At 27.9% G+C, this 17,137-nt stretch carries 14 protein-coding genes; 13 read left to right on the forward strand and 1 reads right to left on the reverse strand.

What is annotated here, in order from left to right; translation table 11 throughout:
- Window positions 1-4 precede the first annotated feature (4 nt).
- The 10 genes from BN2920_RS03660 to BN2920_RS03700 all read left to right on the forward strand — a co-directional run bounded on the left by BN2920_RS03660 (window position 5) and on the right by BN2920_RS03700 (window position 12,956).
- The gene (locus tag BN2920_RS03660) at window positions 5-2,359 is read left to right on the forward strand and encodes a hypothetical protein (protein WP_058293680.1); all 2,355 of its coding nucleotides are present in this window, start codon (window positions 5-7) and stop codon (window positions 2,357-2,359) included.
- Complete coding sequence (locus BN2920_RS03665) at window positions 2,359-3,297, forward strand: ABC transporter ATP-binding protein (RefSeq protein ID WP_058293681.1); 939 nt, start codon at window positions 2,359-2,361, stop codon at window positions 3,295-3,297. Before BN2920_RS03660 ends, BN2920_RS03665 begins: the two co-directional genes overlap by 1 nt.
- On the forward strand, window positions 3,297-4,166 hold the full coding sequence (locus tag BN2920_RS03670; protein ID WP_058293682.1) for an ABC transporter permease: 870 nt from the start codon (window positions 3,297-3,299) through the stop codon (window positions 4,164-4,166). The genes BN2920_RS03665 and BN2920_RS03670 overlap by 1 nt, the downstream gene beginning before the upstream one ends.
- A gap of 11 nt (window positions 4,167-4,177) precedes the next feature.
- Entirely contained in the window at window positions 4,178-5,770 is a 1,593-nt protein-coding gene (locus BN2920_RS03675; RefSeq protein ID WP_058293683.1) for a hypothetical protein, read from the forward strand.
- A gap of 18 nt (window positions 5,771-5,788) precedes the next feature.
- The gene (locus BN2920_RS03680; RefSeq protein ID WP_058293684.1) at window positions 5,789-6,769 is read left to right on the forward strand and encodes an AAA family ATPase; all 981 of its coding nucleotides are present in this window, start codon (window positions 5,789-5,791) and stop codon (window positions 6,767-6,769) included.
- A 215-nt stretch (window positions 6,770-6,984) separates the two neighbouring features.
- Window positions 6,985-7,128 (forward strand): hypothetical protein, encoded by a 144-nt coding sequence (locus BN2920_RS21620; protein WP_172437912.1) that lies wholly within the window; start codon window positions 6,985-6,987, stop codon window positions 7,126-7,128.
- A gap of 42 nt (window positions 7,129-7,170) precedes the next feature.
- A complete protein-coding gene (locus BN2920_RS03685; protein ID WP_058293685.1) occupies window positions 7,171-7,422 on the forward strand; it encodes a DUF3781 domain-containing protein in 252 nt (83 codons plus the stop codon).
- 72 nt (window positions 7,423-7,494) lie between these two features.
- Window positions 7,495-8,379, forward strand: coding sequence for a DUF58 domain-containing protein (locus BN2920_RS03690; RefSeq protein WP_058293686.1), 885 nt, complete (start codon window positions 7,495-7,497; stop codon window positions 8,377-8,379).
- A 23-nt stretch (window positions 8,380-8,402) separates the two neighbouring features.
- Entirely contained in the window at window positions 8,403-10,175 is a 1,773-nt protein-coding gene (locus BN2920_RS03695; protein WP_058293687.1) for a BatA domain-containing protein, read from the forward strand.
- Window positions 10,176-10,184: 9 nt separating this feature from the next.
- Window positions 10,185-12,956, forward strand: coding sequence for a VWA domain-containing protein (locus BN2920_RS03700; protein WP_058293688.1), 2,772 nt, complete (start codon window positions 10,185-10,187; stop codon window positions 12,954-12,956).
- 58 nt (window positions 12,957-13,014) lie between these two features.
- On the opposite strand, the gene rpmE is transcribed toward BN2920_RS03700, so the two are convergent.
- Window positions 13,015-13,218 (reverse strand): 50S ribosomal protein L31, encoded by a 204-nt coding sequence (rpmE, locus tag BN2920_RS03705; protein ID WP_058293689.1) that lies wholly within the window; start codon window positions 13,216-13,218, stop codon window positions 13,015-13,017.
- 566 nt (window positions 13,219-13,784) lie between these two features.
- Here rpmE and BN2920_RS03710 point away from each other — a divergent pair.
- From BN2920_RS03710 to BN2920_RS03720, 3 genes are all read left to right on the forward strand, one after another.
- On the forward strand, window positions 13,785-14,984 hold the full coding sequence (locus tag BN2920_RS03710; protein ID WP_058293690.1) for a response regulator transcription factor: 1,200 nt from the start codon (window positions 13,785-13,787) through the stop codon (window positions 14,982-14,984).
- A gap of 6 nt (window positions 14,985-14,990) precedes the next feature.
- A complete protein-coding gene (locus BN2920_RS03715; protein WP_058294302.1) occupies window positions 14,991-15,920 on the forward strand; it encodes a substrate-binding domain-containing protein in 930 nt (309 codons plus the stop codon).
- Between the two features lie 142 nt (window positions 15,921-16,062).
- Window positions 16,063-17,073 (forward strand): ABC transporter substrate-binding protein, encoded by a 1,011-nt coding sequence (locus tag BN2920_RS03720; RefSeq protein WP_058293691.1) that lies wholly within the window; start codon window positions 16,063-16,065, stop codon window positions 17,071-17,073.
- The last annotated feature ends 64 nt before the right edge of the window (window positions 17,074-17,137 follow it).

Consider the following 17,137-nt stretch of genomic DNA (forward strand, 5'->3'; position numbering starts at 1 on the left):
TAGGGTGAAAAAAAGTAGACTAAAAATATTAAAAGTAATAATAATTTGTATGGTAGTTATAATGAACTTATCTTCAATTTTAGTTTATGCAGATGAAAAGGATAGTATAACGATTAATGTCAAATATGGAATTGAAGGAAAATATAAAAATAATTATGAATTACCAGTTAATGTAGAGATAGAGAATAAAGGTGAAAATATAAATGGACAAGTAGAAGTGCGTGTTCAGACTAATGTTTATGATACATATGATGCATTTGTATGTGATGTTAATATTGACTCTAATGAGAAGAAAACGGTAACTATACCTATAAATTTGTATGAAAACAGCTCAAAGATATCAGTTGTATTAAAAAGTGGGAATAATATTATTAAAGAAAAGACCATCATTGTAGGTAGTGGAAGAATAGATGAATATAGTTTATTTAGTGGAATACTAACAGACGATATAAATGGTATCAATTTAAGAACTTTGAGTTTTAATGTAGATGGAAGAAGATTTGGAGGAGATGTCAAAAGTGTAAATGTAGGTTTAAATATTGACATGATCTCAGAAAGCTATAAATCTATTTCTGCCCTGGATATGATTATTATTAATAATTATGATCTTTCAAAATTTACTGATAAACATTATAAGAATTTAATGGAATGGGTAAGTAATGGAGGAATACTAGTTATCGGAACTGGAGAAAATTCAGCAAAGACAATAAAAGAGAATAACCTTGGTATATCATATAATGGCACAAAAGATTTAAATGGATATACATTAGCAAATTTGGAAATAAAGGATGCAACTGTTGCTCTAGAAAAAGATGGAGAAAATTTGATTTATGAATTAGACAATGAAAAGGGACATATTTATGTTGCAGCTTTTGATTTAGCTAATCAAAATATATCAAATGAAGACTATATTGAATACTTTTGGAAAGAGCATATAGGAAAGAATTTTGTTAACAAAGTAGACAGATTATATGGATATTCAAATTCTAATTATTCTCCATATGAAATTACAAATCTGCTTAATAATATCCCAATTGATAAAGAAATCAATATAGGATCTATAGTTGGTATATTTGTTTGTTACTGCTTAATTACAGGAATATTAGTTTACTTTATTATGAAAAAACTTGGAAAAAGAGAATTGCTATGGGGTATAATTCCAATAATATCAATATTATTTTCAATAATGTTATTTGCTATTGGAACAAATACTAGAATTAAAGATGTAGCATTAAATCAAGTAAACTTTATTTTAAATGATGGATCTAAGGAAAGTACTGTAAAAGGGTATATTGGAGTTGCATTAAAAAATAGGGGAAACTTAATAGTTAAAGAACCTGATAATGTGCTTTTAAAAATATTAAATGAAGAGAATTATTACAGAAATAATTCTCAGAGTGAATTCAAAAAATTAGGAAGTAAAACTGTTTATAAAGAAAGTAATTCATATTATGAATTTGAAAATTTATCTTCTTTAAAAATGAAAAAATTCACTGTATCTAACCATGAACAGATAGTTCCTAGTCTTGATACTAATTTAAAATATGAGTCTAATGTATTAAATGGAAACATAAAAAATACTTTAGGAAATGATATAGAAAAATTATTAGTTGTATCTTCTAATAGTGTATGGGATATTGGTAAAATTAAAGCAGGTGAAGAAAAAAATATAGATATAAAACCTACTAGTTCTTTAGGGCTTAGTGAGTATTCAAATAAATTAATGGATGATTATTATAACTCATATAGGAATAATAAAAGTAAAGGTGATAAAGAAAAATATAAGGATATTATAAGAATACAAAATGCAATATCATCTTTAGCACAAATAGAGAGTAATGGTCTTGGGACAACATATATAATTGCTATAACAAATATGCCTGTAGATTATGGATTTAATTTTGATAATAGATCTGTGTCAAAATATGATACTACAGTAATGACTCAAAAAGTGAATATTGATTTTACAGATAAAGATGGAATTTTGAATTATCCTATGGGATATTTTAAACCAGTAGTATTAAGTTCCTCAGCTTATATATATGCAGATGATTATTACAATGAAATAAACGGGCAAGGAGATGTAACATTTAAGTATGAGGTCGGAAGCGATTTAGATATATTAAATATTACAATTGGCAATTTAAATAAACAATATCAATCTAGTGGAAATCAAAAAATATTCATTTATAACAATGAAAGTGAAAAATATGAGACTATAGATGTTAAGGCTAAAGGTAATGACCTAACTAATCCAAAAGCTTACATTAAGGATGGAATTGTAAAAGTTCAAGTAAGCCTTGAAGAAGATGGATATACTCAAATACCACAAATATCTGTAAAAGGGAGGGCTAAATAATGTTGATAATTAAAGAGCTAGAAAAAAAATATGGAAAGTTTAAAGCCCTTAACAATTTAAATTTAGAAATAAATGAAGGTGAGATATTTGGATTTATAGGACCAAATGGAGCTGGAAAGAGTACTACAATGAAAATAGTATCAGGATTATTATTACCTGATAGTGGTGAAGTATATGTTGATGAAATAGATGCTATAAAAAATAATAAAAAACTAAAAGAAAAGATAGGCTATATGCCAGATTTTTTTGGTGTTTATGATAACTTGAAATCATATGAATATTTAGAATTTTATGCTTCTATATATGGAATAAGCGGAAAAGATATTAAAAAATTATCAATGGATTTATTAGAGTTAGTTAATTTGGAAAATAAATATGATTCATATGTAGATGGATTATCAAGAGGGATGAAACAAAGATTATGCTTAGCTAGATGTTTAATTCATAATCCAAAGCTCTTGATTTTAGATGAGCCAGCTTCTGGAATGGACCCAAGAGCAAGATTTGAAATGAAAAATATTCTAAAGAATCTTAAGGATATGGGAAAAACAATATTAGTAAGTTCTCATATATTATCTGAGCTTGGTGAAATATGTACTAATTTAGGAATCATAGAAAATGGACAAATGATTTGCCAAGGTACGGTAGATGAAATAATGGATAGGATATCTGGAACTCATCCAATTGCAATTACTGTATTAAATAAGCAAGAAGATGCTATAAAAATATTAAAAGAAAATACTAATGTGGGGAAGATAGATATAAACGAAAATAAAATAACAGCTGCATTTAATGGTGATGATAATGAATGTTCGGAGCTTCTAAAGAAGTTAGTTATTCAAAACATACCTATAGTATCTTTTAACAGAGAAGCAAGTAGTCTTGAAGATATATTTATTAAGATTACTGAAAAAGAAGAGCTAAAGGAGGAGTCGTAATGAGGATTAATCCGGTTTTAAAAAATGAAATTAAGTTATCAGCCAGAAGTTTTAAATTCACTTTGGTTATATTATTTTATGTTGGAATTTTATCAGCAGCAGGAGTATTGATTTTCTATAATTGTATTAAAAATAATTACTTTGAAGGATTGTATCTTGAATCTATAGTATATTTCTATATCGGAATGGCCATTATACAAGCTATATTATTAATGTTTATAGTACCTTCATTAACATCAACAGCAATATGTGCAGAACGTGAGAAGCAGACCTTGGAAGTATTACTGTCAACTAAGATGAGTGCTTTATCAATAGTAGTTGGAAAGTTACTTTCATCAATAAGCAGAGTAGTATTGTTGGTAATCTGTACTATTCCAATTTACTCAATTACGTTTTTAATTGGTGGAATAAACTTGGGTAATGTAGTTGAATTAAGCTTGTTTTTTATAGTTGTTACAATATTTGTTGGTGCTGTAGGAGTATTTATTTCTACAGTTGTAAAAACTTCAAGAGCTGCCACTGCAATATCATATGGAGCGGTTTTATTAATATTTATTGGAATAACTGTAGGAACATTTATATATATAATATACAGTTCAGAAAAAACGAATTATTCTGCTAATATAAATTTTCCCATTTGGGCATACATAAGTCCGACGTTTGGATTTATAAGTTTGTTAGGAAAGCAGCTTGGATTTGAGGGGATAGTGAATTCTATTTATTATCTTGATAATGCTAATCTATCAAGTTTTGAATATGGGTATTTAATCTCAATGGGAATACAAATAGTTATTAGTGTATTGTTAGTGTTAATTTCAGCTTATAAATTAAATCCACTTCATAAAGGAAGATATAAAAGAAAGAAATAAGGGTGTATTTTATGAAGAGTTTAGATAATAAAATTTTAAACTTTGTAAATAAGGTTTCTAGAAGGATAAAATTAAATTTTTTATTAGATAGATTACTAATGGGGCTTAATGCCTCATTAGCTTTAATTTTAATCATTTTAATAGCATCATCAATAATAACTTTTGAATATTCTTATGAGTTATCATTTATAGCACTAATATTAATAATTGCTATAAGCATAGTTGTCGGAATAATGAAAGGACCCAATAAAAATCAGATATCATTAATAGTTGATTCAAAAGGATTAGATGAAAGAGTTACAACATCTCTAGAATTTATTAATGATGAGAGTGAAATTGCGATAGCACAGAAAAAAGATACCTTAGATAAAATTAGAGACTTTAATATAAAAGAAAAGCTGCCTATAAGAATTAGGAAGCAAGAGATGCTTAGGTTTATAGGTCTTATTATAGCATGCTTAATAGTTATAGCGATTCCTACAAATGCAAAAAAGGAAGCATCAAAGTTAAGAAACTTTAGAAAAATAAAAAATGAAACAATAGAGAAAATAGAAAAGGAAGAGGAAAAAGCATTAAAGGTTAATGATTTAACTGAAGAAGAAAAAAAGAAATTAAAGAAGATGTTAGAAGATACCAAAAAAGAAATTAAAGATTTAAATAAGAGCGATAGCCTTAGTAAACTGATGAATAGGTTGGACAAAAAAATTGAGGGATTAAAAGATGCGGCAAAGTCGGAAAAAGGGAAAAAATTAATAGAAGATATAAAGAAAAATATCATTAATGAGCAAAAAACTAAAGTAACTAATGAGGCGCTAAAAAATCTAAATGAAATTAATAAAAGCTTAAAAAATAGTGACAAAGGAAAAGAAATATTAGAAGCAATGGAATCGGGAAATAAAAATGCATTGGAAACAAAATTGAAGGAATTAAATGATTCTTTAAATAGCTTGAGTGATTCTGAAAAAAGTAAGCTTTCAACCGCACTTTTAGAAGCTGCATCAAATTTAACAGATGAAGATTTAAAGAACTTACTTGAACAAGCAGCAGAAAATATTTTAGATGGGCAATTAGATTCATCAGAAGAATTAGCTAGTGCATTAGCAGAACTATCACAAAGTGCAACTGGAGTAGATCCTTCTTCTAGTGTGAGTGCTAATGGTAGTTCATCAAATAATTCCAATAATGGAAGTGGCTCTGAATCAGGGCAAGGTAATGGAAAAGGTAGCGGAAGCGGTTCAGGAGCAGGTAGCGGATCTGGTAATGGCAATGGGACTGGAATTGGTGCAGGATCTGGTAATGGAGGTGGATGGAATACTGGAAGCAAAAATGGAGTAGAGAATATGGAAGTACCTAATAGTGGAGAAGAAGTTTTTATTCCAGGAAGAAAAGATGGAAATGATGAAAATTTAACTGGAGATAAAAATAAAGGCGGATCTACACAAAGTATCGAAACCCAAAGTGGATTAAACTTAGATGGGCAAAAGGTTCAGTATGATAGCATAATCGGAGACTATAGTAAGCAGGAAATAGAATCAATGGATAAATCAACTATTCCACCAAGTTTACAGGATGTAGTTAAGAACTATTTTAGTGAATTAGAGTAAGGATAAGGAGAATAAATAATGAGCATAAATGAAGAAATGATTAAGGAAGTGGCTTCAAAGCTTGAACTATGCAGAAATGAAATTGCAAAAGGCATAATTGGACAAGAAGAGATAGTAAATACAGTATTAATTGCTATTTTTTCAGGCGGAAATGTTTTATTAGAAGGTATGCCTGGACTTGGAAAAACTCAGCTTGTTAAAACAATTGGAAAAGTATTAAATTTAAAATTTTCAAGAATACAATTTACACCTGACTTAATGCCAGCGGATGTTGTTGGAACAAATCTAATTGTTAAAGAAAATGATATGACTAAGTTTAAATTTGAAAAGGGTCCTGTATTCACTAATTTACTCTTAGCAGATGAAATAAACAGGGCAACACCAAAGACTCAATCAGCTTTATTAGAGGCTATGGGAGAAAAATGTGTTACAGTTGGAAAAGAAACATATGAGCTACCAAAACCGTTTATGGTTCTAGCAACACAAAATCCAATTGAACAAGAAGGCACATATCCACTTCCAGAAGCACAACTTGATAGATTTCAATTTAAAGTTAAAGTAGAATTTCCTAAATTAGATGAGCTTAAAAAAATAATGGATTTAACATTATCTAATGAATCTATAGAGATAAATTCAATTTTAAGTGATGATGAAATCATAAAAATAAGAGAAATAATATCACAAGTTCCAATGGCAGAACCAGTAAAGGAATATGCTCTGAAATTAATACTTGCAACTCATCCAGAAGTCGATGAAGGACATCCAATTGTAAAAAAATATGTTGAAGCAGGTGTGAGTCCAAGAGCAGCTCAAGGATTATTTAGTGGTGCAAAAGTAAGAGCAATAATGAAGGGAAGACTTAATGTATCTTTTGATGATATTAAGGAAATTGCTTATCCAATATTAAGACATAGGATAATATTAAATTTTGAAGCTATTACTGAAGGAATAAATGAAGAATTTATAATTGATAAAATTTTAGAAGATTTACAAATATAGAAGTGAAATTTAAAAAAGTTGTAGTTTAAATAATAGATGCAAATTGAAATAAAAATAATGCTTAAAAATATTGCATAATATTTTGGAATAAAGTAAAATGTCCAGAATTTAAGAATTTAAGAATTTAAGAATTTAAGAATTTAAGAATTTAAGAATTTAAGAATTTAAGAATTTAAGAATTTAAGAATTTATATTCTTAAGAATTTGCTTATTTTATGGGGATTAGAAGGAATTATTATAAAGGAAACACCTACTCATATACATTCGTAGGTGTAAGCGATTCGCACCAAATGCAAGATTTGGGCTCTCTGCTTAAGGAAACATCTTCATCGGTAGATGAAGATGGGCTATACTGCTAGGCTCATACCTCACCAAGCATTATATTCAGAGGAGTTTTAATTATGGAGAATAGTGAAATATTACTTTCAAATTTACATAAAGTGCATACTACTAAAATGGGTATTGATAGAATAAAAGAGAATCTTAATTTAGATATAGATGATGTTGTTGAATGGTGTAAAACTAAAATTAAGGATTCTAATTGTTCTGTATCGCGAAAGGGAAAGAATTGGTATGCTGTTATTGATAGTTGCATAATAACAGTTAATGCTTATAGTTACACAATTATTACTGCTCATAAAGTAAAAAAATAAAAATGTGAATAGATAGTAGTTCTATAAGCAAGTCACATTAATATTGGAAAGGACTAATTAGGTTCAACAATTATGGAAGAAAGAATTTTTGATGAAGATTTTTTTGCAAGGCTAAATAAAATAAATTTAAATATAAATCTAAGATTGTCAAATGGAATGCAAGGTGGAAGAAAATCTAAAGCAAAGGGAGCATCAGTTGAGTTCTCAGATTTTAGGGAGTATACATATGGAGATGATTTTAGGCGAATAGATTGGAATGCTTATGGAAGATTTGATAAGCTGTTTATAAAAATATTCATGGAAGAAAGAGAAGGAATATTTAATTTATTTTTAGATAAAAGCAAATCTATGGATTTTGGAAAGAAAAGTAAGAAGAAAACTGCGCTTCAAGTATTAGGTGCTTTATCTTATATAGCAATGAATAATCTAGATAGAGTTTATATTAATATAGCCAGTGAAGAAAATTTATCATTACTGCCAAGCTCAAATGGGAAAAAAGGATTTCAGATGCTTTTAAAAGAACTCGAAAAAATTGAGTTTAGCGGAAAAACAGAACTTTCAAAGGCGATTTGTAAAAGAAAAATTAACAATAAGGGTGTATCGATTGTAGTTTCAGATTTTTTTAACAATGAAGGCGTTGAATCGTTAGAGGAAGGTATAAAATATTTAGCTTATAAAAAACAGCAGATAGTCTTAATTCAAGTTTTATGTGAAGAGGAGGAAAATCCTTCATTAGAAGAAGAAGTGACATTAATTGATTCTGAAACTAAAGAAAAGATTAAATTAAATCTTAATTATAAAATGATACAAGCTTATAAGGATGAATTAAAAAAATATAATGAGCGATTAGAAAAATTAGTAATGAAATATGGTGGGATTTTAGTTACTGTAAACACAAATAAAAGTATAGAAGAAATAATATTAAATGATTTTGGAAAGAAAAAAATTATATATTAATGAGCGAAAGGATTGGATGAAGTTTGGGGATTACAAATCTGTGGCCCTTAGGATTACTTAGTATAATTCCAGTAGTAATTTTACTTTATATATTAAAAAGAAAATATAAGGAAAAGGAAATATCATCTTCTTTGCTTTGGAAGGAAGCATATAAAAATACACAAGCTAATACTCCTTGGGAAAAATTAAAAGTGAATATTATGATGATTATTCAAATAGCAATATTTTTAATATTAATTTTCTCAGTGATGAAGCCCTTTTTAAAGTTTGGTGGAAAAGAATATAAAAATTTAATTGTTGTTATAGATAATACGGCAAGCATGAGTACTTTATATGAAGATGATAAAAGCAGATTAAACGAAGCTAAAGAACTTTCAAGAGAATATATTAAATCAATAAATTATGATACCAATAACTTCATAATTAAGTATGATGGAAACTCTAAATATGAATCTGTAAGTAGTCTTAATGACATACAACAAGGATATGGTACTGGTGATATTAATGAAATATTGCCTTACATACGTTCAATGGGGGAAGGTCTTGGTGGATACGAAGTTTTAATTATAAGTGATAAAAATATTAATTTGGGAGATATAAACGGAAGAACTATTTCTTTAGCTAACAGTGGAGAAAATGCTGCTATAAGCAATATATCTCATAAAGTTGTAGATAAAGAAATTCAAGTTATAGCTACTATAACTAATACTGGTGAAGAGCATTATAATGGAGATTTTTCGCTATATAATGGTTCACAACTACTAGAAGTAACTTCTTTAGATCTGCCAAAAGGAGAAAGTATAACTTTAAATTATACTTTGGATAATTATGATGGAGATTATATTAAGGGTGAATTATCTAAAAAGGACTTAATAATTGATGATAATGTTTATTATGATGTTATAGAAAATGAAAAAAGTAAAAAAGTTTTATTAGTAACAGAAAAGAATGTATTTTTGGAAAAAGCATTAAATACCATAGAAAATATTGAATTATATAAAACAAACGATATCTCAAATATAACAGATGAAAAGTATGATTTATATATATTTGATAATGTTACTCCAGAAAGTATACCTTCTAGTGGAAATGTGCTATTTGTAAATCCTGATTCTAATGAATTTTTTAGCGTTGAAGATAAAAATAAAGTGGGAGAAGCAGTTGGACAAAAAGATACATTATCTAAATATGTTTCAAATATGAAATTTACAGTCTCAAGTTATAAAAATATCAAAGTACCATACTATGGTAAGGCTTTATTAAATGTCAATGATGATGTTATTGGATTTTTAGGAGAAAACAATGGAAGAAAAATAGCAGCATTAGGATTTGATATTCATAATAGTGATGTTGCACTTAAAAAGGAATTTCCTATTTTTATTTATGAATTAGGAGAGCAATTGATTGAAGGCGGACTTTTATATAAACACAACTATAAATGTGGAGAAGATATTATAGTAAAAGGAACTTCACAAGCAGAAAGTTTAGAGATAACATCGCCAAGTAAAAAAGTAAAAGAAATAATGCCAGGCTCAAATTATAATAACGTAAATGAGATTGGAGTATATAGAGTAATAGAAAAGCAAAGTGGCGAAGAAAAATTAAAAGAAGCATTTTCTATTAATTTTCCATCAGAAAGTGAAAGTAATGTTAGTAGTGAGGCTGTAAGCCAAACAAGCAATTTAGAAAATGAGAGCAAAACTTTACGAAAAGGGTTAAATTTGATGCCACTACTTTTATTATTCGCTTTAATAGGATTAATCACTGAATATATATTGTACTTAAAAGGAAATTAGGTGTCGCTTATGGGAATAGAAATAACAAGAGCATATGCATTAGTATTAATACCGGTGATGTTATTAATTTTTTATTTGATTTCGAAGAAATTGAATGGAGTAGTTAGAAAAGATAAACTTGTATTAATAAGCAGAATATTAATTTTAATTCTTATTATATTAGGAGTTTCTGATATAACCATAAATTTAAAAGGAAAGAATATTGAAACTATATTTTTATTAGATGTCTCAGAAAGTATGAGTGAATTTAAAGATGAAGGGTTGAAATTTATAGATAATTCACTAAAAGAGCAGCCTAATCACAATAAATGTGGAGTAATTTTGTTTGGAGACAATGCATCTGTGGATAAATACATGGACGCTTCTAAAAATTATGAAGAATTTAAATCATCACCGATTACTATAGCAACTAATATTGAAGAAGCGATAAACTCATCTTTTTCTTTGTTTGATAAAAGATCATCAAAAAGACTTATTCTTATAACTGATGGTGAAGAAAATAAAGGTGATATGCTAAAGACAGTCAATTTACTTAAGAAAGAAAATGTAGATTTGAAGGTATACAATGTTGATAATTTTAAAGGTGATGAAGTTTATATTGATAACGTAAGTGTACCTGATAATATTTCAATAGGTGAAGAATTTTCAGTTATTACTAAGATACAATCCAATATTCAGACAAAAGTTAAGCTTACACTATTTTCAGGAAGAGATAAAAAAGGTGAACAAGAGGTAGAAGTACAAAAAGGTGAAAACACATTTGTCTTTAAAGATGTTCAGACTTCAGGTGGATTTAAATCATATAGGGTTTTGATAGAACCTGAAAAAGATAATAATAGCAGAAATAATGAATATAGCTGCTTTACAAATGTAATTTCAAAGCCGAATATTTTAGTAATAGAAGGAACTAAAAATAGTGCTTTAGGTGTAGTAGAAGCGTTAAAAGCAGCCAATAGTGAATTTACAGTAATATCTGGAGAGGCTACACCAAAGACCTTAAATGAAATGCTCCAATATAAAACCATTGTTCTTTGTGATGTTCATATTGATGATTTAGGAATTGGTTTTGTAGATAACATAGAAAATTACGTTAAAGAATATGGCGGAGGATTAGTTACATTTGGTGGAGAAAATTCTTATGCATTGGGTGGATATAAAGATACAAATTTGGAAAAAGTATTACCTGTAAACATGTATAAGAAGGGAAAAAATGAAATACCTAAAATAAGTATAAGCCTTGTAATAGATAAATCAGGAAGTATGAGTTCTGGTGATGGAAGTGTAAGTAAACTAACTTTAGCTAAAGAAGCAGCAATGAAATCATTGGATAATTTAAGGTCAACTGATGAAATAAGTGTTGTGGCATTTGATGATAAATATCAAAGAGTTGTTGATAGACAAAATGTTAATGATAAAGAAGGAATTAAAGAACTTATCTCAGGAATTGGTGAAGGTGGGGGAACATCTATATATCCAGCTTTAAATGAAGCTTATGCAATTCAATCTGAAAGTAATGCTAAAATAAAACACATCATCCTTTTAACTGATGGCCAAGATGGATTTGGATTAAGCAATTATGAAGATTTACTCAATAACATAAATAATGCTGGAATAACACTATCAACAGTTTCTGTTGGAGAAGATGCAGATTCAAATCTTCTTGATGAGTTAGCAGCTGAAGGAAATGGAAGAACTTATCATACAGATAGATTTACTGATATACCTAGAATATTTGCAAAAGAGGTACTATTATCTACAGGAACTTATATTATTAATGAAGAATTTACGCCTAAGCTTGTTAGTAACAATGAAGTGATGAATGGAGTTTTAGATGAAAATTATATTCCATCATTACTTGGATATGTAGGAACATCTAAAAAAGATAAGGCCATAGAAGTTCTATGTTCAAGTCATGATGAGCCTATACTTGCAGTGTGGCAATATGGAATAGGCAAGAGTGCAAGCTGGACTTCTGATATTAATGGTCAGTGGAGTGGAAACTTTTTAACATGGGATAAGGGTGCTCAATTAATAAAGAATATAATTTACTGGACAATAGAAGATCTTAGCAATGAAGGAAAGCTTTCAATTACTCAGGATGGAAATGAGGCAGTTGTAGAATTCTATACCGATTCTGCTAAAAATGGATCCAAAGTAAATGCGGTTTATAATGGTGAAAATAATCAAAGTGGAAAGTTTGAATTAATACAAAAAGAACCAGGAAAGTATGTTGGAAGAGTTGAATTAAAAGACCTTGGATTTTATAACTTTAATGTAAGAGAAGAAAGTGATGGACAAGTGATAAATAATTATAATGGCGCTCTCTCACTTCAATATTCTAATGAATTTAAATTTAATAATAACAAAGAAAAACTAAATACATTGGTAAATGAACTTGATGGAAGATTTATTAATAAGCCTAAAGAAGTGTTTTTAGGAGAAATGAAATCATCAATTAAGCCAGTTAACTTAACAATACCGTTAGTAATTTTAGCAATATTTTTATTTTTATTGGATATAGTTTATAGAAGATTAAATTTAGATTTATGGACATATATTAATAAGATAAATCTCAAAATTAATAAGAATCATACAAATAAGAAAGTAAAAAGGGCTGTAATAGAAAGAGATGTTAAGATAAATGAGAAACAAGATTCTATAAAAACAGATAATAAAGAAAATACTCAAGTTAAACATCAGAAGAGAGCTGAAAAAAATAAGAAAGACAAAACTGAAATACTTGATACATCAGCATTATTAAAAAATAAAAATAAGAGATAAAGCAAAAAAGATTAATGATTTTATATCATTAATCTTTTTTATTTTCAATAAAAAAGTCTTATTTAAGACCAAATCTCTTATTGAATTTGTCAACTCTACCGCCAACATCAACGATTTTTTGCTTACCAGTGAAGAATGGGTGGCATTTAGAGCATATTTCAACTTTAAGTTCTTCTTTAACAGAACCAGTTGTAAAAGTGTTTCCACATGCGCACTTAACCACTGCATCGTGATGGTATTCTGGATGTATGCCTTCTCTCATATTTTTCACCTCTTTCACGAATTCATAACTATTTGATTATAGCACGATAATTATGTAGCGTCAATAAATCCAAATTCTAAATTTATGTGTAAATTAAATGAAAAAATGTATTTAATGATATAGCCAAGTCATAAAAAAGAATTTAATTTATTAAATTATTGTAATTAATATTAATTAAAGAGAAATCTTGGCTTAAGAGATTATCAGCAACTTCATGAAATAACCAGTTCTCTTTTTTATTATNATGTGTAAATTAAATGAAAAAATGTATTTAATGATATAGCCAAGTCATAAAAAAGAATTTAATTTATTAAATTATTGTAATTAATATTAATTAAAGAGAAATCTTGGCTTAAGAGATTATCAGCAACTTCATGAAATAACCAGTTCTCTTTTTTATTATATATAAAATATTTTTATATATAAGTAAGTTTAAGTGTATATTTCATATAGAGCTGATATTATATTTGACTATTGAAGAAATAAATATAATATTTATAAAATATTTACATAAAAACTATAAGAATGATATTATTATACTTAAGATACAGTTTAGGAGGAAACTTATGTGGAAGTTACTTATTGCTGATGATGAACCTAAAATACGAAAAGGAATAAGAAGAATTATTAATTGGGAACAATACGGAATATGTGACATAGTAGAAGCAGAAGATGGTGAACAAGCATTAGAAATAATACAAAATAATAATATTAACATTATGCTATTAGATATTAATATGCCTTTTTTAAATGGAATTCAATTGTTAGAGAAGATACAACAAATAGACTCTAGAATAAGTATTATAATTATAAGTGGGTATGATGAATTTTCTTATGCACAAAAGGCATTAAAATACAATGTTTTGGAGTATATCTTAAAGCCAGTAAATAAGAATGAACTTGAGAATGTTATAAGAAAAGCGTTAGATAAGATTGAAAAAGATCAGAAAGATAAAAATTATTTAGAATGGGCTAATAAGCAACTAGATACAAATTTAGAATACTTTAAAAATACTATTTTTAGTAAATGGTTATCAAATAAATTATCGGACAAAGAAATGCTAGAGGATTTAAATTTTTTAGGAAAACGATTTGATAATAATATTGGAATGATCTTAATAAGTACAATGAACAAAAATTCAGAATCTAGATATAATAAAAAATGGAATGATAGATTGATAGAGTTTGCAATTGAAAATATTGTAAATGAAGATTTTAAAGACATTTCTAATAAGATAATATCTATTGATGATAATGATAATATAATTATTATATTAGAAATAACTGATGTATCAGAATGGATCGCCTATAAAAGAGAATTAAAAAAGAAGATAAATTTATATTTAAAATTTGATGTTATACTTGAACAAAAAAATACAGATGAAGGAATATTGTCAACAAAAGTTATCTATAATGAAATTTTAGAGTGTATAAAGAATAAAAAGAAATATAGCAAATTAGTCTTGCATGTAATCAATTACTTAGAGACGAATTATTATCTTAGTGATATCAATATAAATGATATTGCTAAAAACCTAGAAGTTACCCCATCATATTTAAGTAAGTTATTAAAAAAAGAAACGGGATTATCCTTTGTTGAATATTTAACTGATATAAGAATAAAAAAATCTATAATTCTTATGATGGATACCACAATAAAAATTTATGATGTTGCAGAGTTAGTTGGATATAGCAATCAACATTATTTTTGTAGAGCGTTTAAAAAGATAAAAGGAATATCTCCAACAGAATATAGGAGGAGTTAGATGTGTATGAATAAAAAAAAAGTGATAATTTCAATTTTACTTTTAATATGTATCATAATTTTTTCAAGTAAATTCATAATAAATATTATAGAAGATAATGATTCTAATAAGGTATTTGTAATTGGAATGTCTCAAGCAAATTTATATGAGCCTTGGAGAATATCCATGTATAATGAGATAAAAGAAGCAGCAAAAAAGTATGATAATATAAAAGTTATATACAAAGATGCTGGTGGAGATACGGACAAGCAAAAAAAAGATATAGAGGATCTTATTGATTTTGGTGCTGATTTATTAATTGTATCCATAAATGATTCTGAAAAGTTAGAATCTGTTGTTAAAAAAGCATATGAATCTGTACCAGTTATCATGCTAGATAGAGCGGTTGAAGGGTATGACTATACATTATATATCGGATCTGATAATGAGGCTATAGGGAGAAAAGCAGGAGAATTAGTAGTGGAAGCATGTAAAGGTAAAAAAACTAATGTTGTTGAAATACAAGGCTTTCTAAACTCTAATCCGGATGAAGAACGCAGTAAGGGCTTTAAGGAAGTAATAGAGAATGAGAAAAATATAAACATTGAAAGAACTGTTGTAGCTGAATGGCAAAAAGATGTTGCACAAGATAAGATAGAAAATATCATAAAGGAGGAACGTGATATTGATGTAATCTTTGCCCATAGTGATTATATGGCATTGGGTGCATATAATGCTCTAGAAAAACTGGGAATAGATAATGTGAAGATAATAGGAGTTGATGGTCTTCCTGGATATAATGGAGGAATTGAATTGGTAAATAGAGGGATTTTGTATGGAACTTTTACATGTCCAACTGGGGGAAAAGAAGCTATAGACTACGCTATAAAAATATTGAATAAAGAAGAGGTTCCTAAAAAAGTTATATTAAAATGGAAGATCATAACAAAAGAGTAATTCTACAATTAGAATTTAAAAATAAATTAATACCCCAAAAGTGCACAAAATATCCAAATTGTATAAATACATTACCTAAAAAAAATTATATAATTAACTCATGAAAACGAAAACAAATACAAATACTAGGAGGAGTTAAGTTATGAAATTAAAAAGGGTGATATCATTAATAGCGGGGGTAGTATTATGTGTAGGAATGCTTGCAGGTTGTGGAGGAGCATCAAATAGTGGTGCATCAGGAGATAGTTCAGCAAGTTCTGGTGGATCTGAAAAAAGAATAATCGGATTTGCACAGGTTGGTGCAGAAAGTGGATGGAGAACTGCAGAATCAGAATCTATTAAATCAATACCTACATTAAACTCAAACTATGAAGTAAAATTCTCTGATGGTCAACAAAAACAAGAAAATCAAATAAAAGCTATTAGAAGCTTTATTGCACAAAAGGTAGATTTAATTGCATTAGATCCAGTTGTTGAAACAGGATGGGACACAGTATTACAAGAAGCAAAAGATGCTAATATTCCAGTAGTAATAGTCGATAGAAATGTACAAGTTTCTGATGATTCACTTTATAGATGTTTCTTAGGTTCAGATATGGAAGAGGAAGGAAAGAAAGCAGCTCAAATTGTAATTGATCAGTTTGGGGCAGATGCACAATTAAATATTGCAGAACTTCAAGGAACAGTTGGCTCAACAGCTATGGTTGGAAGACAAAAAGGCTTTAATGCAGTTATTGAAGAAAAAGCTCCTAATTATAAAATAATAAAATCACAAACAGGTGATTTTACAAGAGCTAAAGGTAAAGAAGTTATGGAAGCTTTCTTGAAATCTGATGGTGATAACATAGATGTCTTATGGTCTCACAATGATGACATGGCAATAGGAGCAATTCAAGCTATTGAAGAATATGGATTAGAACCAGGAAAAGATATTTACATTATTTCATGTGACGGTATTAAAGATATGTTCGAATTAATGGCAGAAGGCAAATCAAATGCTATAATAGAATGTAATCCGTTGTTAGGACCACAATTATTAGAAGTTTCAGAAAAAATATTAAATGGTGAAGAACCTGATAGAGTTATAAAATCTAATGAAGGTACATTCTTACAAGCTGATGCTGAAAAAGAATTACCTAATAGAAAATATTAATATAAATGCATAGGGGCTGGATTTACATCCAGCCCCTATATAAAAAATAGTAGTACGTACAAGT

The organism is Clostridium neonatale (assembly GCF_001458595.1).
In the GTDB taxonomy this organism is placed as follows: Bacteria; Bacillota; Clostridia; order Clostridiales; family Clostridiaceae; genus Clostridium; species Clostridium neonatale.